19 protein-coding genes are annotated in these 22,928 nt (G+C 61.5%); 4 read left to right on the forward strand and 15 right to left on the reverse strand.

All coding sequences use genetic code 11. From position 1 onward, the window contains the following. Positions 1-107 precede the first annotated feature (107 nt). Entirely contained in the window at positions 108-1,844 is a 1,737-nt protein-coding gene (locus OH720_RS29780) for a flavin monoamine oxidase family protein (RefSeq protein WP_272603866.1), read from the reverse strand. Between the two features lie 221 nt (positions 1,845-2,065). Here OH720_RS29780 and OH720_RS29785 point away from each other — a divergent pair, with 221 nt between their 5' ends. Beyond that, positions 2,066-3,472, forward strand: a complete 1,407-nt coding sequence (locus OH720_RS29785) for an adenosylmethionine--8-amino-7-oxononanoate transaminase (RefSeq protein ID WP_272603867.1) — start codon at positions 2,066-2,068, stop codon at positions 3,470-3,472. A 152-nt stretch (positions 3,473-3,624) separates the two neighbouring features. Beyond that, positions 3,625-4,344 (forward strand): 16S rRNA (uracil(1498)-N(3))-methyltransferase, encoded by a 720-nt coding sequence (locus tag OH720_RS29790; RefSeq protein WP_272603868.1) that lies wholly within the window; start codon positions 3,625-3,627, stop codon positions 4,342-4,344. Between the two features lie 88 nt (positions 4,345-4,432). Here the strand turns inward: OH720_RS29790 and trhA are convergent, their stop codons facing one another. Then, positions 4,433-5,050, reverse strand: a complete 618-nt coding sequence (trhA, locus tag OH720_RS29795; RefSeq protein WP_272603869.1) for a PAQR family membrane homeostasis protein TrhA — start codon at positions 5,048-5,050, stop codon at positions 4,433-4,435. Positions 5,051-5,149: 99 nt separating this feature from the next. Here trhA and OH720_RS29800 point away from each other — a divergent pair, with 99 nt between their 5' ends. Next, positions 5,150-6,064: a LysR family transcriptional regulator gene (locus tag OH720_RS29800; RefSeq protein WP_008063452.1), complete on the forward strand. Its 915-nt coding sequence runs from the start codon at positions 5,150-5,152 to the stop codon at positions 6,062-6,064. Positions 6,065-6,175: 111 nt separating this feature from the next. Here the strand turns inward: OH720_RS29800 and madM are convergent, their stop codons facing one another. The 11 genes from madM to OH720_RS29855 all read right to left on the reverse strand — a co-directional run bounded on the left by madM (position 6,176) and on the right by OH720_RS29855 (position 15,476). Next, on the reverse strand, positions 6,176-6,940 hold the full coding sequence (gene madM / locus OH720_RS29805; RefSeq protein ID WP_008063454.1) for a malonate transporter subunit MadM: 765 nt from the start codon (positions 6,938-6,940) through the stop codon (positions 6,176-6,178). Position 6,941: 1 nt separating this feature from the next. Continuing rightward, complete coding sequence (madL, locus tag OH720_RS29810; protein ID WP_008063455.1) at positions 6,942-7,358, reverse strand: malonate transporter subunit MadL; 417 nt, start codon at positions 7,356-7,358, stop codon at positions 6,942-6,944. 63 nt (positions 7,359-7,421) lie between these two features. Next, positions 7,422-8,333, reverse strand: coding sequence for a malonate decarboxylase subunit epsilon (gene mdcH, locus OH720_RS29815; protein WP_272603870.1), 912 nt, complete (start codon positions 8,331-8,333; stop codon positions 7,422-7,424). After that, complete coding sequence (locus OH720_RS29820) at positions 8,330-8,950, reverse strand: malonate decarboxylase holo-ACP synthase (protein WP_272603871.1); 621 nt, start codon at positions 8,948-8,950, stop codon at positions 8,330-8,332. Before OH720_RS29820 ends, mdcH begins: the two co-directional genes overlap by 4 nt. Next, a complete protein-coding gene (gene mdcE / locus OH720_RS29825) occupies positions 8,944-9,747 on the reverse strand; it encodes a biotin-independent malonate decarboxylase subunit gamma (RefSeq protein ID WP_272603872.1) in 804 nt (267 codons plus the stop codon). Before mdcE ends, OH720_RS29820 begins: the two co-directional genes overlap by 7 nt. After that, on the reverse strand, positions 9,744-10,595 hold the full coding sequence (locus OH720_RS29830; protein WP_272603873.1) for a biotin-independent malonate decarboxylase subunit beta: 852 nt from the start codon (positions 10,593-10,595) through the stop codon (positions 9,744-9,746). The genes mdcE and OH720_RS29830 overlap by 4 nt, the downstream gene beginning before the upstream one ends. Then, positions 10,588-10,887 carry a malonate decarboxylase subunit delta gene (locus OH720_RS29835; RefSeq protein WP_020797395.1) on the reverse strand — a complete coding sequence of 100 codons (300 nt, stop codon included), beginning with the start codon at positions 10,885-10,887 and terminating at the stop codon, positions 10,588-10,590. The genes OH720_RS29830 and OH720_RS29835 overlap by 8 nt, the downstream gene beginning before the upstream one ends. Next, a complete protein-coding gene (locus tag OH720_RS29840; protein WP_272603874.1) occupies positions 10,887-11,762 on the reverse strand; it encodes a triphosphoribosyl-dephospho-CoA synthase in 876 nt (291 codons plus the stop codon). The genes OH720_RS29835 and OH720_RS29840 overlap by 1 nt, the downstream gene beginning before the upstream one ends. Next, entirely contained in the window at positions 11,762-13,432 is a 1,671-nt protein-coding gene (gene mdcA / locus OH720_RS29845; protein WP_272603875.1) for a malonate decarboxylase subunit alpha, read from the reverse strand. The genes OH720_RS29840 and mdcA overlap by 1 nt, the downstream gene beginning before the upstream one ends. 107 nt (positions 13,433-13,539) lie before the next feature. After that, a complete protein-coding gene (locus OH720_RS29850; RefSeq protein WP_272603876.1) occupies positions 13,540-14,577 on the reverse strand; it encodes an RHS repeat-associated core domain-containing protein in 1,038 nt (345 codons plus the stop codon). Positions 14,578-14,846: 269 nt separating this feature from the next. Beyond that, positions 14,847-15,476, reverse strand: coding sequence for a hypothetical protein (locus OH720_RS29855; protein WP_008063467.1), 630 nt, complete (start codon positions 15,474-15,476; stop codon positions 14,847-14,849). Between the two features lie 451 nt (positions 15,477-15,927). On the opposite strand from OH720_RS29855, the gene OH720_RS29860 reads away from it, so the two are divergent. After that, the gene (locus OH720_RS29860; protein WP_272606536.1) at positions 15,928-16,296 is read left to right on the forward strand and encodes a DUF6124 family protein; all 369 of its coding nucleotides are present in this window, start codon (positions 15,928-15,930) and stop codon (positions 16,294-16,296) included. 130 nt (positions 16,297-16,426) lie between these two features. Here the strand turns inward: OH720_RS29860 and OH720_RS29865 are convergent, their stop codons facing one another. Next, complete coding sequence (locus OH720_RS29865) at positions 16,427-16,894, reverse strand: chemotaxis protein CheW (protein WP_272603877.1); 468 nt, start codon at positions 16,892-16,894, stop codon at positions 16,427-16,429. Continuing rightward, the gene (locus OH720_RS29870) at positions 16,887-22,904 is read right to left on the reverse strand and encodes an Hpt domain-containing protein (RefSeq protein WP_272603878.1); all 6,018 of its coding nucleotides are present in this window, start codon (positions 22,902-22,904) and stop codon (positions 16,887-16,889) included. Before OH720_RS29870 ends, OH720_RS29865 begins: the two co-directional genes overlap by 8 nt. Between the last annotated feature and the right edge of the window lie 24 nt (positions 22,905-22,928).

Raw genomic sequence — 22,928 nt, forward strand, 5'->3', positions numbered from 1 at the left:
TTAATTTGTGGGAAATATCTGGCCCAGCGCTAAATTCTGTAGGACAGCAATCGTACGAGCAAAAAAAAAGCGCAGCCCTGGGGCCGCGCTTTTTTTACACCTGAACGTTACTGGGCCTTGGTAACAGTGCCCGCCGCTGGCTTCTTCGCCGGCTCAGCCTTTTTCGCCGGGGCTTTTTTTGCCTCGGTCTTGGCTGCCGGTTTCTTCGCCGGGGCTTTGGCTGGCGCTTTCTTGGCTGGCTCAGCCTTCACCGGTGCAGCAGGCTTCGCAGCCTCGACCGGTGCAGCTGCTGGTGCCGGCGTTGGGGCTGGTGCAGGCGCTGGAGCGACTGGTTCTGGCGCCTTGACCGGCTCTGGCTTCTTCTCGTCATCCGAGCCGCCAAACAGGTTGGTGAAGAAGTTGCCCTTCTTCGCCGCCACCGCGCCGGCTGCAGCTGCGGCGGCTACTGGAGCGGCCTTCGCCGGGTCAAACGACTTGCCCGCCGCCAGGTCTTCAACCTGACCGGCCGCGCGCTGACCGGAGCGCAACGCGCCTTCCAGGGTGCCCGGGTAGAGAGCGTCGGTGTGTTCGCCGGCAAAGGCTACGCGCTGAGTCGGACGCTCCCACAGGCGCCAGAACTTGCTGATCTGGCCCGGGCCGAACGCCAGGTAAGCGCCGCCCATCGAAGGGTCGGTGCTGTAGCGACGGATTTCATAACCGGTAAACGAACCACGTGCCTGTGGATAAAACGCGTGCAGGCGAATCAACACCTGATCGACCATCTGCTTGTCGCCGAACGCCTGCATGACCCGTGCGTTATCGCCGGACAGGTTGATCACCACGTTGGCGCCGCCCTTCAAGGCCGGCTCGATCCACAACATACCGAGGCCGGTATTACTGAAAATCTCGCCGGACATGCGCGCCTTGGGCTCCCACACTGGCGTCTTGAACTTCAGCATGATCTGGTCGCGCCAGCCGTAGTTGGTGCCCTTGATCGCGGCCAAGTGCTGGGCATCCAGTGCCGGGGTCATCTGGATCTTGTTCAGGGCACGCAGAGGCACGGCCAGTACCACGTAGTCAGCCTGATAGCCAACGCTGCCGACCTTGACGGTGACGCCATCCTTGTCCTGGGTAATGGACGAGACCGGGGAGCTGGTCTTGATGGTTTTCAGCTGCTTGACGAAGGCCTGGGCCAGCACCGGGCTGCCGCCGACCAGACGCGAAGCGCGCAGGTCACGGTCGGAAACACCACGGTAAACGCGGCTCTGCTGGGCGAAGTAAAGCAGCGAGATACGCGAAGGTTCGTCGTAACGGGTACGAATCTGCTGGTTCACCAACTGACGGGCAGTCGGCGGCAGGCTCAGGCGATCAAGCCAATTGGACACGTTGATCTGGTCCAGGGCGTGCAGCGTGTTGTTGGCTGCCGGGTTCAGCGGGTCTTCGATCGAGCGCGCCAGGTCATCCACAGTCTTTTCGTAGCGCTTGAGCGCTTCGGCAGTGGTCGGGTCCTTGGTGGCAAGATCGGCAGCGGTGTAATACACGCCGTCGATCAGGTAGCTGGGTGTACGCACGAATTCCGGCGCTGGCGTGGTGCTCAGCTTGAACGTCGAGACGTACTTGTTCAGGACTGGCTGGGTCTTGTCGTTGCCGATCCACTCGCTGGTGGCCATGCCGGAGCGGCCACCCAGGCTTGGCTTGGCTTCCAGCAGCGTGACCTGCCAGCCTTTGTTCTGCAGCTCATAAGCAGCCGTGAGGCCCGAGACCCCGCCGCCGATCACGATCGCGGTTTTATCCTTGGCCAGCGCAGACACGCTGAACAGCCCCAACATCACCAGCGCACAGGCGCGCAGCCAACCGACAGACATTCAGCGAACTCCGGAAATTCAGGAAAAAATAGCGGTTTTACGAGCCAGGCGGCTCAAGAACCGCGAAGGATACGTCAGCCTTCAGACGCCCGCCAGCAACGTCTACCGCCCTATACAAAGTAGCTCAATCGACACAATGGGTTGTTCCCGAGGCACGCATTGCATAGGCTTGCGCGATTGTATGTCCGCGCATGTCACGGACCGCCTCGAGGAGACTGAACATGGGCCTGAATAACCAGTGGATGCAACGCGATCTCGCGGTGTTGTGGCATCCCTGCACCCAGATGAAAGATCACGAACAACTGCCGCTGATCCCGATCAAGCGCGGTGAAGGCGTGTGGCTGGAAGATTTCGAAGGCAAGCGCTACCTCGACGCGGTGAGCTCCTGGTGGGTGAACGTGTTCGGCCATGCCAACCCGCGCATCAACCAGCGCATCAAGGATCAGGTCGATCAACTGGAACACGTGATCCTCGCCGGGTTCAGCCATCAGCCGGTGATCGAATTGTCCGAGCGCCTGGTGAAGATGACGCCCGAGGGCCTGACACGGTGCTTCTACGCCGATAACGGTTCGTCCTGCATCGAAGTCGCGCTGAAAATGAGCTTTCACTACTGGCTCAACCGCGGCCAACCGAACAAGAAGCGCTTCGTCACCCTGACCAACAGCTACCACGGCGAAACCATGGCGGCGATGTCGGTGGGTGACGTGCCGCTGTTCACCGAAACCTACAAGGCGCTGCTGCTCGACACCATCAAGGTGCCGAGCCCCGATTGCTACCTGCGCCCTGAGGGCATGAGCTGGGAAGAGCACTCGCGCAACATGTTCGCCGCCATGGAACAGACCCTGGCCGAGAACCATGACACCGTCGCCGCCGTGATCGTCGAGCCGCTGATCCAAGGCGCCGGCGGCATGCGCATGTACCACCCGGTGTACCTCAAGCTGCTGCGTGAAGCCTGCGACCGCTATGGCGTGCACCTGATCCACGACGAAATCGCCGTTGGCTTCGGCCGTACCGGCACGATGTTCGCCTGTGAGCAGGCCGGCATCCGGCCGGACTTCCTCTGTCTGTCCAAGGCCCTGACCGGCGGCTACCTGCCGCTGGCGGCGTGCCTGACCACCGATGAGGTCTACAGCGCCTTCTACGACGATTACCCGACCCTGCGCGCCTTCCTGCATTCCCACAGCTATACGGGCAACCCGCTGGCGTGCGCGGCGGCCCTGGCAACGCTGGATATCTTCGAAGAAGACAAGGTCATCGAAAACAACAAGGCCCTGGCGCAGCGCATGGCCTCCTCCACTGCGCATCTGGTCGACCATCCGAACGTCAGCGAAGTGCGTCAGACCGGCATGGTGCTGGCCATCGAAATGGTCAAGGACAAGGCCAGCAAAGAAGCCTATCCATGGCAGGAACGCCGTGGCCTGAAGGTGTTCCAGCATGCACTGGAGCGTGGTGCCCTGCTTCGGCCGCTGGGCAGCGTGGTGTATTTCCTGCCGCCGTATGTGATTACCCCGGAGCAGATCGACTTCCTCGCCGAAGTCGCCAGTGAAGGCATCGACATTGCCACCCGCGAAAGCGTCAGCGTGGCGGTGCCGAAGGACTTCCATCCCGGTTTCCGCGATCCGGGCTAAGTCGCTTAATTACAATTCAGTGGTGCCCGGGCCGGCGTCTTCGCGAGCAAGCCCGCTCCCACAGTTGACCGCGTATACCCTGTGGGAGCGGGCTTGCTCGCGAATGAAGGCGACACCAACTCCACTGATTCACATTTCTTCAGAGATCCCGCATGAGACTGTCCCGCTTCTTTATCGACGCCCCCCTGAGCACCGGCGAGCACGAATTGCCCGAAGCCCAGGCCCATTACATCGGTCGCGTGCTGCGCATGGCCGAGGGCGATGCGTTGCAACTGTTCGACGGTTCCGGCCATGAATTTCGCGGCACGCTGGTGGAAGTCGGCAAAAAACGCGTGGTGGTACAGATCAATGAACAGTTTGCCGGCCAGGTGGAATCGCCGTTGCAAATCCACCTCGGCCAAGGCTTGTCCCGTGGCGAGCGCATGGACTGGGCGATCCAGAAAGCGACTGAACTGGGCGTCACGCAAATCACGCCGATCTTCAGTGAACGCTGCGAAGTGCGGCTAAAGGACGAGCGCGCCGACAAACGCCTGCTGCACTGGCGCCAGGTGGCGATCAGCGCGTGCGAACAATGCGGACGCTCACGGGTTCCGGTGATTCATCCACCGGTGCTGTTGGCCGATTGGTTGAAGCAGACTGAGGCTGAACTGAAGCTGGTGCTGCATCCGGTGGCTGAGCCCTTGGTCAGCCATGCCAAGCCTGCGACGCTGGCGTTCCTGATTGGCCCGGAGGGTGGGCTGTCGGATGCTGAAGTAGATCAGGCGAAGGGGGCTGGCTTCCACGCTGCCCGACTGGGTCCGCGAGTTTTGCGCACCGAGACTGCGCCGGTTGTGGCACTGGCGGTTGCCCAACAGCTTTGGGGCGACTTCTAGTCCGCCTTCGCGAGCAAGCCCGCTCCCACATTGATCGATGGAGATCTAATGTGGGAGCGGGCTTGCTCGCGAATGGCCGCACCGCGGTTTAAAGGACATAAAAGAAAATCGCGACAAAATGCAGCAAACTCCCCGCGATCACGAACAAATGCCAGACCCCGTGGGCATGGCGCAAACGATGATCCAGGGCAAAGAAGATAATCCCCACGGTATACAAAACCCCACCCGACGCCAGCCACGCAAACCCCGCACTGCCAAGCGCCGCCAGCAGCGGCTTGACCGCCACCAACACGATCCAGCCCATCACCGCGTAGATCACGATCGACAGGATCCGCGCTTCCGACCTCGGCTTGATCTCCTGCAGTATGCCAATCAGCGCCAGCCCCCAGACAATCCCGAACAAGGTCCAACCCCAAGGCCCGCGCAAGGTCACCAGGCAGAACGGCGTGTAGCTGCCGGCGATCAACAGGTAGATCGAAAAGTGATCGACCTTCTGCATGATCGCTTTCTTGCGTCCGCGCACGCTGTGGTACACGGTCGATGCGCTGTACAGCACCAGCAAGGTAAAGGCATAGATCGCCATGCTGACAATCTTCCACGGACTGCCGTCAAGGCTGGCGAGCACGATCAGCCACACACCGCCGACAAAGGCTGCCACTGCTCCGACCAGATGCGTCCAGGCGTTCAATCTTTCTCCGTGATACATCGCTTACCCACCTCGAAAATCGATAAAGCTCAATAGGGTGCGCTCCTACAGACACCCACATACGTGCACAATCGGGTTATTCCAAAAAGAGTCCACCCCATGTTGATCGATGAAGAGTTGACCCTGAAAAAACTCGAGGTGTTCCTGGCCTTCATGCGCACCGGCAACCTGGCCCGCGCTGCGGCCGAATTGCAGACCAGTAACGTTAGCGTACATCGGGCGATCCACTCCCTGGAAAGCGCCCTGCGCTGCCCGCTGTTCAAGCACGAGGGGCGCAACCTCACGCCACTGGAAAGCGCCTACGTGCTGGAAGAACGGGCGCAGAAACTGATTCAGGATGTCGTGGAAACCGTGCGCCTGACCCGCGAAGCCGCCGGGTTTTCCGCCGAGCGTTTCAAATTGGGCTCGTTGTATTCGCTGACGGTGAAGACGGTGCCGCAGTTGATCATGGGCCTGAAGATCCGCCGCACCGAGCTCAATATCGACCTGATCCTCGGCTCGAATTTCGACCTGTTGTACAAGCTCAAGAACATGGAGGTCGATGCGATCCTGGTGTCCCTGGACGACAGCATCAACGACCCGGACCTTGCGCATATCGAGCTGTTTTCCGACGACATCTTCCTGGCAACACCGGCCGATTCGAAGTTTGCGCAAAGAAGCGAAGTCGACCTCGCCGAAGTCCGCGAAGAGACCTTCATCACCCTGACCCAGGGTTTTGCCACGCATCAGGACAGCAATCGGGTGTTCAGTCAGGCGGGGTTCGAACCCAAGGTGGCGATGCAGGTCAACGACATCTTCACCCTGCTGAGCATGGTCAGCTCAGGCGTCGGTTATGCGTTGCTGCCGGGCAGGATTGCGGCGGTGTACGAGAATCGGGTGAAGCTGATTCCGCTGCAGGAGAAGTATCGGATGCAGCAGCACATCGGCGTGGTGTTCCTGAAGGCCAAGGAGCGCGATCCGAATTTGCTGGCGTTGCTGGCGGAGTGCCGGATGTACGCCAATCGCCAGGCTTGAAACCGAGTCGCGCCCTTCGCGAGCAAGCCCGCTCCCACATTGGAATGCAATCAAATGTGGGAGCGGGCTTGCTCGCGAAGACGGCGCTACATTCAACAATTATCTAGCGGATCAGCCGACAATCCCGCGAACAATGAAGTACAGCAACGAAGGCCCGAGCAGGCAGCCAAGCCCGGTATGGAAAGTCGCCGTCAAAGCCCCATAAGGCACCAACCGCCGATCCGTCGCCGCCAGCCCCGCCGTCACACCGCTCACCGTGCCAGCCAAACCACCGAACACCATCGCCGAACGCGGGTTATCCAGGCCCATCCAGCGTGCTGCCATCGGGGTGCCGACCATCACCAGGATCGCCTTGATCAACCCGGTGGCAATCGACAGCGCCATCACGTCCGAGGTCGCGCCAATCGCCGCACCGGTCACCGGCCCGACGATGTAGGTCACCGCACCCGCGCCAATCGTGGTCATGCTCACCGCATCGCGATAACCGAATACCCAGGCCATGCAGGCGCCGACAATGAACGGCAGCACCGTGCCCAGCAGCAGCGCGATCACGCCGATCAAGCCGGCCTTGCGCGCTTCGGTGGCCTGCACTTCGAACGCCGTGGCGACGATGGCGAAGTCCCGCAGCATGGCGCCGCCCATCAGGCCGATGCCGGAGAACAAAGTCAGGTCCGCCAGGCCTTTTTGCCCGCCGGTCATGGTGCCGCCGACCCAGGCCAGCACCAGGCCGATGACGATGGCAATCGCCGAGCCATGGATGCGCCCGAAGGTCAGGCGCTTGGAGAGGATGACCGACACCCACATGATCACGCCGACGAAGGCGAATGCAGTGACCAGGCCGTTGTGTTCCAGGCCTTTCTCGATGAGATCCCACATATCAGCGACCTCCTACAGGTGTGCCGACGGGGGAGATTTCCGCCGGTTCATCGGGCAAGGGTTCGCCTTTGTGGGTCCGGCTGATCAAGGCAATGGTGCAGCCGCAGACCACCACCGAACCGATCGCCGCCAGCACCGCCACCGGACCGCCGTGCAATGCCGTGACCACGTTCTGTTGCGCGGCCATCGCCACGACCACTGGAATGTACATGGCACCCCAGAAGCCCACGCCCATTTCGCAATCCTTGGTCATGCCACCGCGTTTCTGCATCCACAGCCGCGCGCAGATCAACAGGATCATGGCGATCCCGACCCCGCCGACGTTGGATTTGACGCCCAGCAAGACACCGAGCATGTCTCCCATGATCACCCCTGCCAGCGTACAGATCGCGAGCAGCGCCACACCGTAAATAATCATTGTTGTCGTCCTCAAAGTGCATCGTCGAATGTTGTTCTTGTTGTTCGAAGCCTCAGGGTTGCTCTAGGGGTGGCGACTTCCCTCCTCACGCAACAGCGCCTGCAGGGTATCGAGCCGGGCACCGTCGAAAGCAATCACGGTGCCCTGTTCGAACACCCGGCGCGCCAGCCCGGTCAGCACCGCACCGGGCGGCAGTTCGATCTGCAGACGTACGCCACGCTCGTAGGCGCTTTGTACCGTGCCGCGCCAATCCACCACGCGGCACATGTTGAAGGCCAGGTCGTCGCGCAAGGCGTCAACCTTGATCACCGGGCGCGCGCGGCTGCCGCTCAGGTAGCCAATCTTTGGCGTTTGCAGTGTCACCTTGGCGAACGCTTCGGCCAGGGTTTGCGCCGGTACGTCCAGCAGTGGGCAGTGCGACGGCACACTCACGGCCAGACGCTTGGCCATCCCTGCCCCACGCGCCCTTGCCAGCTCGGCCAGCGCTTTCATCCCGGCGTCACTGCCGGCAATCACCACCTGGTTATCGGCGTTGATATTGGCCAGGTAAACCGGCGTATCGACGCTGTGAACCTGGGCCAGCAAGCCTTCCACCACAACCAGTTCCAGGCCGATGATCGCGGTCATTCCGTAACCCTGTGGATACGCCTGCTGCATCAACTCACCGCGCAGGCTGACCAGATGCAGCGCATCGCCGAAACCCAAGGCACCCGCTACCACCGCTGCCGGGTAGGCACCGATGGAAAGCCCCGCGACGTAGTCCGCCGACAATGACAACTGCCGTGCAGCCGCCACACCCGCGATCAACAGACAGAGCTGCACCGCCCTTGTCGATTGCAAGGCCTGGGCAGAATCGAGCAACCGAACGTCTTCACCCAACAGGTCGCTGGCTTCGATCAGCGTTTCCCGAGGCAAGCCCTGGAGCATGCCGGGCCGCTGCGCGCCCTGTCCCGGGAACACCAGCAAGCTGCTCACGCTGCCTGCTCCTGCGGGTTCCATGGGTCGATGACCAGGCAGGCTCCCGTTGCCTTCTTGAGCAGAACCCGAGGGGAAGACCCCGCCCATTCACGCAGGGCGACGGCGCCAAACGAGGTCTGTAATTGCATGTCCACCACACACGGCGCCGTATCGAGCAACGTCACCAGCTCCCGGGCCTGATCACGCGTCAGAGGTTGCAGCGTGCGCAGGATCAGATCCAGATCACTGGCCTCATGCAGGGCTGCAAAGCCGCTGGCCAACTCGAAACCGGCACTGCCGCTGACACCCCAGACCCAAGCGCAGGCGTCGAGTGCGGGGCGCAATTGAGCCAGTGCCTCGAGCGCCGGCCAGTCACGCTGGCTATCGACGTGGCAAAGCGCTTCCGGGCTGACACGACGGGTTACTGCCGCAATCGCCATCGACGTCCCATAACGCTGCTCACGCAAACGCCCACGCACGCCAACCGCCACCTGCCCTGCCGCCGATTCCGCACGCCGCACCACCACCGGCTGCCCCGCGCCAATCGACTCGACCGCCCAGGCAGGCGCATCCACGGGCAGCTGCCGAGGGGTCATGCCCCAGAGCAGGTCGTGGGCCAGAAAACGGCTCACCACTGCTCCCTCAGCAACTGGCGGACCTTGCTCGAGGCCGCCCGATTGGCGGCCCCAAGGCGAACGCTCAGATCAGTACCCTTGTGCGCGACATCGGCAATCGCCTGAGTCAGGCATTCGGTCACCCGCTCCAAATCCTCCGTGGTTGGCTGTTCGATTTGCTGCACCGACAAGGTTTCCCAGAGCAGGCCGAGACTGGCATAGCTGTCGATGTCATAGGCCATCGGCGGCACGCTGGCGGCCAGGGTTTCCAGCTCTTCGACACTGCGCAAGGTCACCCGCGCCGCCGAGGCCTTGCCCATGGCGTGCACCATCACGCCCGGATCACGCAGGGCGATCAGCCGATTGGCCTGATAGCCATGAGCGAGAAAAGCCCCGGACATGGCCTTGCCCACCAGCAAACCGATCACGGCATGACCTGCCAGACGGGCGCGGGCATAACTGTCGGCGGCACCGGCCAGCGCCTGATGGATGCCGAGCGCTTCTTCGCGGCGGCCGTAGGCCTGGCTCGGTACATCGACGATGGCGATCAAGGCGCGTTTTTGCGCCTTGTCCTGATCAGCCGCGATGACGTCATCCACCGCCTTGGCCAGTCCCCAGCCTTCGAGCAACCCGACTTCACCGTTGCGGGCGCGGACGAAACGGTTGTCGGGGTCGGCCACCACGGCGATAAACCGCGCGGGTTGTTCACCCACGCATCCATCAGCCACTTTCAGCGAGGCTGGCAAACCGTCGACCGGCCTGGCATCGCGGCTCAAGGCGTTGAACCAATTCAAGCCCCTCAGGGAATACGAACTCATGCGCGCTCTCCTTGATACAGGTCGCGAACCGTAGCCGGTTCGATTTGCGGTTCGGCATCCAGACACGCCAGCCGTTGCAGAAACAGTTCGGCCTGGGCACTGCGATGCTGCGCGGGCAAACCTTGCTTGAGCAATTCGCCGACCTGCTGGCGAATCTGCGCCACGTCATCCTCGGCGTAGCGATCCACCAGCCCCGTGGCAAAGCGTTGCTCGCCGCCGGTCAGGCTCCAGATGAAGGGGCGATCCCGCGAGTCGTATTCCTCGAGCCCCGCCTCCTGTTCGATCACCTGCGGACCGTTCAGGCCCAGGCGAGCTTCCTGGGTCACCAACAAGTAGCTGCACAAGCCCGCGGCAATCGACATGCCGCCAAAGCAACCGACGCTGCCTGCGATGACGCCCACCACCGGTTGGTACTGACGCAAATCGACAATCGCCGCATGGATATCGGCAATCGCCGCCAAGCCGAGGTTGGCTTCCTGCAAACGCACACCACCGGTTTCCAACAGCAGCACGGCGCGGGTCGGGATGCCCTTGCGGTTGTCCTCGGCAGCCAGCTCCAGTGCGCCGGCGATTTTCGCCCCGCCGACCTCACCGAGACTGCCGCCCTGGAATGCACCTTCGATAGCGGCGATCACCACCGGTAAACCGGCGAGGCTGCCCTTGGCGATCACCACACCGTCGTCCGCCTGAGGCACCACGCCCTGGCGCGCCAGCCACGGCGACATGATGCGTTGAAACGGATCGAGCAATTCGCGGAAGGTACCGGCATCAAGCAAGGCTTTCGCCCGCTGCCGGGCACCGAGCTCAACGAAGCTGTGTTTGTTAAGAAGCGCTACGCTGTCAGTCATGGCCGATCTCCTCGAAGCCCTGTTCCAGGCGCAGGCGTACCACGCCAGGAGTGGCGCCGAAATCGTGGATATCGATGTCCATGGCCGGCGGGACCTGACCGTCGAACATCCGAGCGAACAGGTGCTGCCAGCGTTGTTCGCTGCCATTGACCGAAGTCTGCACGGTGATGCTCAGCTTGCCGGGCTGACCTGGCTCGATCAGCACTTCCAGATCGCCCGAACCGACACAACCCACCAGCGTGCGGCCGCGTGGCGGCTGCCCGGCGGGGAATTCAAAGGATAAGGTTTCCATCAAAAGGCTCCCTGGATGATGCCGTCGCCGGACTCGATGCGGTCGATGAACAGGCAGGCTGCGAGCAGGTCGGCAGCGCCACCGGGCGAGGCATTCAACGCGATTAATTGTTGGTCCAGCTCATGCAGTCGGCGGCGACCGGCGAGGCTGGCACTGCCACCGGCGTCGAGCACGGCCTGGGCGCCGAGCTGCATGGTGCTCAGGCCTTCCTCACCGGCGCGGTAGAGCACGCAGGTGTCGGCCAGGTTCGTCATGATCGCCAGCAGCGCATCGAGCCGGGCGTTCTGTTCGCCATGGCCCGCGGCGCGGCTGCGCTTGAGTTGCGGCAGTGCGCGTTGTGTCACCGCCGGGTAGCCGAGTTGTGCTTCCTCACGAGCACCGCGTGCGCCGTAGCGTTGGGCGACTTGCGCGCCGTGACTCAGTGGACGCGGTGCATAACGGTCCTCGAGCAAGGCCAGGCGTGCCGCGCGCAGGGCGATGGAGCCAGCGGTGGTAGATTGCGGCTCGAGCGCAACAGCGGCGACCAGCAGGCCCAGCGCCCAGATGGCACCGCGATGTGTGTTCACACCGTTGGTGGTGGCGAGCATCGCTTGTTCGCCTTCACGACCGATCCGGCCAATGGCTTCACGCAACGGCAAGCCGATTTCGCCAATGTCGATAGCGGCTTCAGCCATTTCCTTGAACGCCGGCCACAGGGCCAGCGCCGAGGCGTGCATCAGCCCCAGGTGCAGATCGGTGTGAGCGCCATTACCGCGACGGTCAACCAGCGCCGGTTTCGGCGACAAGTCCGCCTCGTCGATCAGCGCGTCCACCGCCAGGTCCGCCAGGCGTTCGGCCAGGCTCAGGGTTTTCGGTTGCAGGTTGAGTGCGTGCATTACCAGCTCCTGAACTTGGCGGGCGGGTTGTAGAGGCCACCGGACCACTCCACCAGGTCGGCCACGCTTTTGGCGGCGAGCAGTTCGCGGGTGGCGTCGGTACGGCGAATGCCGAGGTCTTCGGGCAAGGCGATCAAGCCTTCGCGGCGCATGCGCGCGGTATCTTTCGGGTTGTGGCGCAGGCCAATGGCGGTCACGCCAGCGACGGCGGCGATCATTGCCTGGCGTTCTTCCAGCGTTCGGGCCTTGTACAAATAGGCGATGCCTTCTTCGGTCAGCAGGTGGGTGACGTCGTCGCCGTAGATCATGATCGGCGCCAGTGGCATGCCGCTTTTCTTCGCCACGTCCACCGCGTCGAGAGTCTCGACGAAGGTCGGTTTGCCGCCTTCCTGGAAGGTCTCGACCATTTGCACCACCAGTTTCTTGCCGCGTTCGAGCATCGGCTCGGCCGCGTCGGCGTGGCGCATGTCGAGCCAGGCTGGCGTGCCGTGGCGGCGACCGCGGGGGTCGTGGCCCATGTTCGGCGCCCCACCAAAACCGGCCAGGCGACCACGGGTCACAGTGGAAGAATGGCCGTCGCCGTCGACTTGCAGGGTCGCGCCGATGAACAGGTCCACCGCGTATTGCCCGGCCAGTTGGCTGAACATCCGGTTGGAGCGCAGGGAGCCGTCTCGGCCGGTGAAGAACACGTCGGGACGGGCGGCGATGTAGTTTTCCATGCCCAACTCGGTGCCGAAGCAATGCACGCTTTCAACCCAGCCGCTTTCAATCGCGGGGATCAGGGTCGGATGGGGATTGAGGGTCCAGTTGCGGCAGATCTTGCCCTTGAGGCCAAGGGATTCGCCGTAGGTCGGCAGGATCAGCTCGATGGCGGCCGTGTTGAAGCCGATGCCGTGGTTGAGCGACTGCACGTTGTGTTTTTCGTAGATCCCGCGAATCGCCATCATCGCCATCAGCACATGCACCGGCTTGATGTGCCGGGGGTCACGGGTGAACAGCGGCTCGATGTAGAAAGGCTTGTCGGCCACCACCACGAAATCGACCCAAGAGGCAGGGATGTCAACGCGTGGCAAATCAGTGACGTCGTCGACCAGCTGGTTGACCTGGACGATGACGATGCCGTCGCTGAAGGCGGCCGGTTCGATCAGCGCCGGCGTGTCTTCGGTGCTGGGGCCGGTGTAGATGTTACCGGCGCGGTCGGCCATGAAGCCGGCGCTGAGCACCACGTTGGGAATCAGGTCGACCACCAGTCGCGCATAAAGCTCGATGTAGGTGTGGATCGCGCCGATTTCCAGCAAGCCGTCTTCGAGCAATTGGCTGATGCGCAGGCTCTGGGTGCCGGCAAAGGAGAAGTCGAGCTTGCGCGCAATGCCGCGCTCGAACAGGTCCAGGTGCTCGGAACGACCGACGCTGGGCATGATCATGTGCAGGTCATGCAGCTTGCCCGGATCGGCCTTGGCCAGGGAGCGGGAAAGAAAATCCGCCTGCTTCTGGTTGTTGCCCTCCAGCACCACGCGATCGCCCGGCAGGATCAACGCCTCCAGCGCCGCCACGATCTTGTCGGTGGGCAACACCACACCGTCAGCCAGGTCTCGCACCTGCGCAAGGCGCCGCTGCTTTTCGCTGCGCCGCCGCGTCCATCGCGAGTCGGGGGATATTGTTGTTGTCATGACCACTCCACGGGTTCGCTGTCGTGGGGGTCACAGTAGGAGGGTTAGGTGGGGGTATCAATCAAGCGGAGTGGTGGATTGTTACGGTCACCGTAATGATTCGATATCTATCGTTTTCGAATGCTATTGCGCATAAATACAACTTCACGAGCATCTAGGTCAGTGTTACGCCATTCCACGCGCTTTATGGAACTTGGCATTATAGCTTCTACATTTCCATGGGAGCGTTCAAACAAATCTTTCAATTCAGAAATTACAATTCCGTGAGAAAATTGAAAGGTTTCTATCTCAAGACCTCTTGGGCTCAATATAGCTTCGTTGGCAACACTCGATTCAGCCGACCCTAACTCAACCCTCATATTTCGTGCATGATTATTTATTAAATCCGCATCACCCAGATCAGTTACTGGCTGCGGCTTATACTTTTTCATTACATCACGAGGAGCCGCCCTCCACTCTAAATATTGAAGACTGGCCTTGGACAATGGATTTTTAAGACTCTCCGATACATTTTGAATTGGACGATATTCAACATATCCTTTAAATATCCCCGTACTAAAATCTGTCTTGCTCCACAGATCAATCACCTTATTAGTGAAAAATGAGTACCAGGTCCCGGCCCTTCCCGTTGGATCGCTCATATTTATCGGATCACCCAAACAATAGGAATAGGAATTAATCCCCCCCTTATCAAACGGACTTAAACGATCCGGACTATTAAAACGCATCAAAACTGGATTAAACGCCCGATGCCCATTACCCAACAAATAATGCCCTGTCATTGCATCCGGCCGCTCACCATTAAAACCCAGCAAACTGGTTAAACCACTTTCTGCGCGAAGATGACCGTAGGGTGAGTACACAATCGGAAGCGGAAATCTGCCGACTGTGTACATCACGGAACGCTGCTGATCAGTGGCCAATAAAGCAGTTTCGAGTGTGTCGCCCAGACGTTTCTGTTGTGCCAATAACTGATCACCTTGCTGCACGATTGAACAGCGCATCAGGCCCTGAATCTCCGTGGCCAACCGGCTTTTGCAGTAAAAGCGCTGAAGAGTGTCCTGCTTGGCTGAATTCAAGCCAATCAAACAATCCAGCGGATCATAGTGATAAGTGCAGAGTACTTCTTTGTTTTGGGAAGGCATTGGCAGGGCTCCTGCTGCTCCTTGCTGATGGCATTGAGCTTCGGCTCCTTTGCTGAAGGTGTCTACTAGTAGAACTGATAGGTAAGTGCTGGCCAGAGGCGAACCTCATGTCAGCTGAACAAAACCTGGGAGTGACGTGGACTGGTGCTTTTTCAGCGGCAGTACCGACGCCTTCGCGGGCGGCGATCCGACTTGTCCGAGAAGACGCCAACCACCCCCACAGCTCTCAATGGTGAAGCGGTTCCGGCGGCTCGACCTTCAACCCACCGCTACGTACCAGATTCTCCAGACTCTCGTTGCTGCCCATCCTTGGACTCCATAGGGCTCTCACCCATCAGATTGATCTTGTCCTGTTGCGCTACCCGCACGACGAAGCTGTTTTCAGCCTTTATCTTTGCTGCCCAGTCTTCGGGGGTGTAGAGCGTCGGGTTAATGGTGCGACCCAGTTGCTCTTCCAGGGGCAAGAGCCGTTCCATCACTTCACTGTAGTGCAGCCCTTTACCAATCAGCATGAGATCAATGTCACTGGATGCGTTGGCCTGATCCTTGGCGATCGACCCATAGACAAACGCCCAATCGAGCTGATCGGCGAAGGGCTGCAAGGCGTCGCGCAAAGGCTGTGCGATACCGAAGGTTTTGCGAGTGATACCCATGAGCTCTGTATAGATCGGGCAATCGGGATTGGCTTGATAGTGAGTCTGGTTGCCCTGTCGGGACATCGTCAGTACCCCCGCCCGTTGCAAGCGATCCAGTTCGCGCATGAGGCTGCCTTTGCCCACTTGAGCCCAGCGCGCGATCTCGTTGGCGTAAAAGCTTCGGTCGGGTTTGCCGAACAACAGGCCCAGCACTTTTTGCTGAGTGGTCGTGAACAAGGCTTCGCTGAGAGAGAGGTTTTGCACAGTGACAACCAAAGAGTCCCAAATTGGGAACGATAGGTCCCTTTTTGGGAATCTTCAACCTTTGGACATCTTCGCCAGACGATGGGGTTTTGTGTTTAAACATTTGTCCGCAGAAACGGTGGAAGGCTACAACTCCTGACACCGCTGCCTACAGCAATGCCGGAACCCGCTGACTGGTGCGCTTTTGTGCTGATCGTTATCGTTTGGGTGTCGCTGCAAATTCAGCGACCGGGTTTGGAACCCCGAGGTGTAAAAGGCGAAAAAACGCCATTCATAACGTATGCTTGCGCACCTTGAATGTGTGCATTCCGTTATGGCGGCTGTGCGCGGGAGACCTTCGGGTCTACCGGGTTTTCTCCATTTACCTCGGGTTCCAACCTGCGTACAGCTGCCACCCTAATTCGTTTGGAACCGAATGGTGCAGCTGAAACTCATCCAATGGAGAATCAGTATGTTCAAAGTAACTCCCAATCCCCCGGAAACCGATCCCGATTCCCAAGCTTCCTTCGAAGACGAGAAACTCAAAGAAGCCGCCGACCGCGCCCTCTCTCATTACTTCCCGTCACCTCACGAAAAACCGGCCAAGCGCCGAAAATTCCAGCTCTTCACCGTCTCTCCCGGTATCGGCACCGAAGCGCTTCTGGCCAATGCCTCAGAAGACCTGCTGTCCATCAGTGCCATTGCGGCCGATCTGGCAGACGATGTGGAAGGCTCGCGTCGCTCGGTAGCCCTGGCGCTCAGCCGGATGGCCGATGGCGTGCATTTGTTGGTGGAGCGGGCGTTGGATCATCATGAGGCGTTGGCTCAGGCCAAGGTTTAGCAGTCAGGTTTTCGGTGGATTGAAGGCCGTCTTCGCGGGCAAGCCTCGCTCCTACAGGTTTCGTGTCATACACAATATTCGCGAACGACATAAAATTTGTAGGAGCGAGGCTTGCCCGCGAAGGGGCCCTTCAGACGAGCGCAGCACCCACCAACAACTCCTCCAACGCCAACAAATCCGGCACCTTCGCCACCTGATCCGCCACCTGCACCGCCGCTTTTTCCAGCGAGCACAACGGCACATCCACATAACTCAACTGACTGTCGAGCTTGTACGAACGCGGAATCCCCTGGACCAGAATCGCGATGAATTTCAGCCCAGGTCGACCACCGAGCGCATTGAGAATGACGATTCGCGCGCGTTCGCCGATGACGATTTTCTGCCCGCAGGCCGACTCGAAGTTGAGCAACGGTATCTGCCGGTCGCGCCACGCTACCCGTCCCAGGTACCAGGGCGGTGAATCCAGGTCGAAGGCCGCGGGTTGGTAGTCGATCAGCTCCGCCACTGCGACGTTGGGCAGGATCAGGTTGCGGTCGGCCAGGGGCAGCAGCAGGCCGGTGAGGTGGCTGTCGCGCGGCTCGTGGCGACGCTCATGCATGGGTCTTGCTCCACAGGGCGATGCTTTCGAGCAATACCGATTCCTGGTACGGCTTGCCAAGGTAGTCGTTGACGCCGATGGCCATGGCCCGATCGCGGTGTTTCTGGCCGGTGCGCGAGGTGATCATGATGATCGGCAGGTGCCGCAGACGCTCATCCTTGCGTACCTGGGTCGCGACTTCGAAGCCGTCCATGCGCGGCATTTCGATGTCCAGCAGCATCAGGTCCGGGCTGTGCTCTTCCAGCAGCAGCATGGCGTCGACACCGTCCTTGGCGGTCAGTACGTTCATGCCGTGGCGTTCGAGCAAACGGCTGGTGACCTTGCGCACGGTGACCGAGTCGTCGACCACCATCACCAGCAAGGGCCGCTGCGGCTCGACCTCGACTTCGGGGCTCACCGGACGCTGCGGTGCCCGGGCCTGCATGGCGCGAACCGGCGCCAGCAGATCCAGGATCAGCACCACCCGGCCGTCCCCCAGAATCGTCGCCCCGGACACTCCTTGCACCGCCGCAAACTGCGGGCCGAGGCTCTTGACCACGATCTCACGCGTGCCCGCCATGGCATCGACCTGCACCGCAATGTGACGCTCGTTGCATTGCACCAGCAATACCGGCAGCGGCAGGCCCTGACCCAGCAGCCGTGGACGTGGGCTGGTTTTCAGCAGCTCACCCAGGTAACACAATTCATAGCGCTGCCCGGCGTATTCATAAGTCGGCGGATCAAGACGAAAATGCCCCTCGAGCTCGTTGGGCAATACGCGGACAATGCCATCGATGGTGTTCAGCGGAATCGCGTATTGGTCTTCCCCGCATTGCACCATCAGCGCCCGGTTGACCGACACAGTGAACGGCAGGCGAATGCGAAAATGCACGCCCTGCCCTGGCACGGAGTCGATGCTCATGGTGCCGCCCAGCTGTCGCACTTCTTCGTGCACCACGTCCATGCCGACACCGCGCCCGGAGATCTGGGTGATTTTCTCGGCCGTGGAAAACCCCGGTTGCAGGATGAATTGCAGCACGTCGTGGTCGCTGATGACGCTGTGCGGGTCGAGCAGCCCGCGCTTGATCGCCTTGCGCCGCACCGCTTCCAGTGGCACGCCGGCACCGTCGTCGCGAATATCGAAAATGATGTCGCCGCCTTCGCGCAACAGGTCCAGGGTGATCCGCCCTTGCGCCGGCTTGCCCGCCGCCACCCGTACAGGGGCGGCTTCCAGGCCGTGGTCGACGGCATTGCGCAACATATGCTCCAAAGGCGCCGCCATGCGTTCGAGCACATTGCGATCCATTTCGCCTTCGGCGTTGCCGACGATGAACTCGACGTCCTTGCCCAGCTCACTGGCCACCTGGCGGACGATGCGCTTCAAGCGCGGCAACATCCGCTCGAACGGCACCATGCGCGTACGCATCAGGCCTTCCTGCAATTCGGTGTTGATGCGGCCCTGCTGTTGCAACAGGTTTTCCGCGTCCAGGGTGCGCCGGTCGAGGGTTTCCTTGAGGTCAAGCAAGTCGGAGGCGGATTCGAACAGGGCCCGCGACAGTTGTTGCAATTGCGAGTGGCGGTCCATTTCCAGCGGGTCGAACTCTTCGTAACCCAGGCGCTCGGCGTCGACTTGCTGGCGGCTGAGGATCCTGCCCTGGGTTTCGGTGTCGAGCCGGCGCAACTGGTCGCGCATGCGCTCGATGGTGGTTTCCATCTCGTTGAGCGCCACCTGCGCGTCGTTGACCTGCTGCTCGATGCGACCGCGAAAGATCGAGGTTTCGGCGGCCAGGTTGACCAGGTCGTCGAGCAGTTCGGCCGAGACCTTGACCATGTCCGCCCCGGCATCGGGTTGCAGCAGTGGCGTCTCGGTTTTCGCCGAAACGGGCACGGTGAGCGGCACCGGTGAATCAGGCTGCACCGGGTGACTGAAGTTCTGGATGGCATCGATCAGCCGATCGGCCGGCGGCAACGGCTCACCGGCGCGCGCCGCGTCGAGCATCTGGGCCAGTCGGTCATGGCTGCGCTGCAACAGTTCGAACAACGCCGCCGTGGGTTGCAGCGCGCCGGTGGATAAACCCTCGTAGAGAAATTCCAGCTCATGGGCCAGATCGCCAATCGGCGCGATTTCCACCATGCGCGCACCGCCCTTGAGGGTGTGCAGGTCGCGCAGCAGGGTTTCCATTTCCTGACGGCTCGACGGCTCGGCCTGCCAGCGCAGCAGCGCCGCGCCGGAGCTTTCGATGATGTCGAAACCTTCCTCAAGGAAAATATCCAGCAACTCGCCGTCATGGTGGGCCGAGTCGTTGCCGGCCGCTGCTTCGATCACCTCGGCGTTACCCGCGTGGCCTTGCCTGAACGCGCGAATCGCTTCGATCAGTTCCCCGGGGTCGCCCAGGGCTTGCTGGTCTTGCAGTTGTTCAAGCAACTGCGCCAGACGGTCATGGCTCTGTTGCAGCAACTGCACCAGCCCTTCGCTGTGGCTGTAACGGCGGTCCGCCAGGCCTTCATAGAGGTTTTCCAGTTCCTGGGCCAGGTCGCCGACCGGCTCGACCTCGGCCATCCGCGCGCCACCTTTGAGGGTGTGCAGATCGCGCTGCAACGAGGACAGCGGCGCGGGGTTATGCGGTTCACTGACCCAGCGTTGCAGCGAATGGTTGGCGCTGTCGAGGATATCTTCAGCTTCTTCGAGGAAGATCGAAACGATGTCGTCGTCCAGCTCGGCTGCGCGGTCCTTTGTAGGAGCCGGCTTGCCGGCGAAGGATTCAAAGGCACCGCATTTATCCGATGAAAGCGCGTCATCGTTATCGTCCATCGCGAGCAGGCTCGCTCCTACAGGGGGGAGCGTGCGCTCGAGTTCGGCGGTGGCGTCGCCCAGCTCGCGGATGCTCAAGGTGCGGCTGCCGTCGCTGCGGATCAGGCCCATGGCCGAAGGGTCCAGGCTCTGGTCGAGCAAGCCGTGCAAGGCCCGAACCCGCTCCGGGCGCGGACTGACTTCCTGGCCGGCCGCCAGCTCGTCGAGCATGTTGATCAGCGCTTCGTGGGCACTTTGTGCCTCATGGAAAAACGCTTCGCTGACCGCCAGGCTGCTCTCTTCCACCGCACCGTAGAGGTCGAGCAAGGCTTCGCAAAGCTCATCCACCGGGTGCAGGTCGGCCAGGTGCGCGCCTTCGCCGAGGGTGGTCAATTCATCCAGCAGTGCACTGAGTTCCTGGCGCTCGCCTGGGTGCTGCTGCCAACGTTGCAACAGGCTTTCGGCGTCCAACAGGATGTCCATGCCCTGGGCCAGGAAGTTGGTGATCAGCTGCGGGTCGCGCTTGACCCTCAGGCCACTGCTGGGCGAGCTCAAATGGCTTTGCAGGCGCTCGTCGAGCAGCGCCCTGGCACGTTCGATCAAGGCCCGGGAGCCGGGGATTTCGGCCAGCGGATCGGTCTTGAGCTGGCGCAAGCCAAGACGGAACAAGCCTTCGGCCTCCAGCAGCACTTCGACTTCGTCCAAATCGAGGGCGATCAGGTGAGCCTTGTATTCCCGGGCCAGCTGATCCAGCGGCGTCGCCAGCTCGGCAATCGGCAGGACCCCCGCCATCGACGCACTGCCCTTGAGCGTGTGCAAGGCGCGCTGCAGCTCATCGCTGGCCTGCAGCGGCAGGTGTTCGGCGGCCTGGTCGAGAAAGCGGTTGAGACAGCTCAAATGGGTTTCGGCTTCCTTGCGGAAGATTTCCAGCAACAGCGGGTCGAGGGCCGCGACGTCCTGGGTGTCCTCGTCCTCTGCCGGGATCTCGCCTTTGGCCAGGGCGTGGGCACGCGCCGCCAACTGGTCGACATCGTTGCGCTGACGCTGGGCATCGGCGGCGTATTCGGCCACCAGTTCCGGCAGCAGATCGAGCACATCGCCGAGCAGCTGCTGCACTTGAGCGCCAGGCTCCACGCTGTGTTCCAGTACGCGGTTGAGCAGGTTTTCCAGGGCCCAGGCCAGTTCACCGAGCACCAGGGCGCGCACCATCCGGCCACTGCCCTTGAGGGTGTGGAAAGCGCGGCGCAGTTCACTCAGGGCCAAGCGGTTGGCGGGATCCGCCGACCAGCGTGGCAAATACTCGCGAATGACCTCCAGCACTTCATCGGCTTCCTCGAGGAACACTTCGCGCAATTCCTCGTCCACCGGATCTTCGCCCGAAGGCGGCGGCAGCAGGCTATCCGGGGTGTCGAGCGCGGGCGGGTTCAGGGCCGAGACCGGGCTGGCCAGCACATCGGCCAGGGCCTGGGCGACGGCCGGGGCATCCCGCTCCTGCTGTTGCCGCAGGGCCTGGGCTTCACCGGGGCTCAAGACATCCGCAAGCACCGGTACCTGACGTTCACTGGGGAAAAACCCGAGTGCCGCCAGGCTTCGTTGCGCCACGTCGAGCAGGTGTTCACCGGGCGCTTCCGGGTCGTCGCTGAGGCGCTCAAGGTAATACTCGATGCTGGTGATGACGTCGGCCAGGCTGTCCAGCGCCTGCCAGCCTGGCTGATCCGGATCGAGCAGCAAGTGCTCGCGGATGAAATGATTGCAGGTTTCGATCAGGCCCGCCGCCCGGCTCAACGGAATCATCGCCAGGGCACCGCGCACCTGGGTCAGCAAGGCCGGCAGTGCCTGCAGGTGCTGTCGGTCCCAATCGGCATCGATGTAGTCGACGATCATGTCCTTGGCCTGCTGCAGGCAGATGCGCGCTTCCTTGATGACGATCTGGTGGATCTGCGTCAGGTCGGTGGTGGGCAGGCGACTGTCTTCCTGGCTTTCAGGCTCTACGGTGCCGACCATGCCGGCCAGCGTCGCCTCGACGTAAAGCAAGGCTCCGGCCACGTCCATGAGGATTGCGTCATCGGGGGCGCGTTGGCCCTGGGCCAGGCTCAGCACCACCGCCAGTTGATCGATGATGACCTTGCGTGGCTGGCCAAAGCCCAGCACCGCCAGGGTGTCGGCGATTTGCCGCAGGGGCGCCAACAGGCTGTCGAGGTCCGAGGTGTGTTGCCGGTCGCTGCGCACGAACAGGTCCAGGCGCTCCTTGACCCGCACCAGCTCTTCGCACAATGCCGCCAGTACCGAGCGCATGGCGTCGCGGTCGGGACCGGCCAGCCTTGCGCGTTCTTCGTCGACCATCGCGCTGTCAGGCAATGCATCGTCCAGTGCGTAGCGATCTTTCATGGTCAGCATCTGCCCGGTGGGGTGTTCGGCCTTGGCAATATAGAACAGCAAACTCTTGAGCAGCTCGGGCGGCGGCGGCTGATTGATGCCCTGCATGCCCTGTTCGAGCAGACGTTTGAGCTCTTTGTCGGCCTCCTTGAACAGGCTGCGCAAGGCCGGGCTGTTGGCGATGACGCCGGCGCGCATGCCTTCGACCAGCGCCGAGGCAACCTGCCACAGCGGGCTCAGGGGCGCAGAACCGGACAAGCCTTCCAAGCGCGTAAAGACCTTGGCCATGTACCCCAAATGAGTGTCGTCGTCCTGCTCACGCAACAAACCGACCAGGGCCATCTGCAACATCTGCCGCAACTTGCGCAGCACATTCGGCAGTTCGGCCGGTTCCAACAGCGCCAGGGACGCCTCATCGAGGGGAGCCAGGTCTGGCAACTGCGGGCTGAACAGGCTGGTTTCCGACAACAGGCTTTCGCCTCGGGCACTGCGCAGGTCGTTGATCAGCGGCAACACTACCAAAGGCAAATCACGGCGGGCGCCTTGCACACGATCAAGGTAGATCGGCAACTGCCCCAGCGCTTGCAGCATCAGGTGCAACGCCTCGTCGCGATGATGAACGCGATTGTGTTGCAAGGCGGTGACCAGATGCTCCATTTCTTCGGCGAGCAAAGCCGCGCCGTAGAACTCGACCATCTGCAGGCTGCCGTGAACCTGATGGATGCACGCCAGGCATTCGCTCAGGGCGTGCGTCGCCTGCGGGTCATCAAGCTGGGTTTCGATCGCGTGATGAGCCTGCTTCAGCGTTTCGGCAATTTCGCCTTTGACCCATTCGAGGGCCACATAGTCGTGCCGATCACCCATAACCACTCCAATCCCCACTTCAAT

Source organism: Pseudomonas sp. WJP1 (assembly GCF_028471945.1).
Taxonomy (GTDB): domain Bacteria; phylum Pseudomonadota; class Gammaproteobacteria; order Pseudomonadales; family Pseudomonadaceae; genus Aquipseudomonas.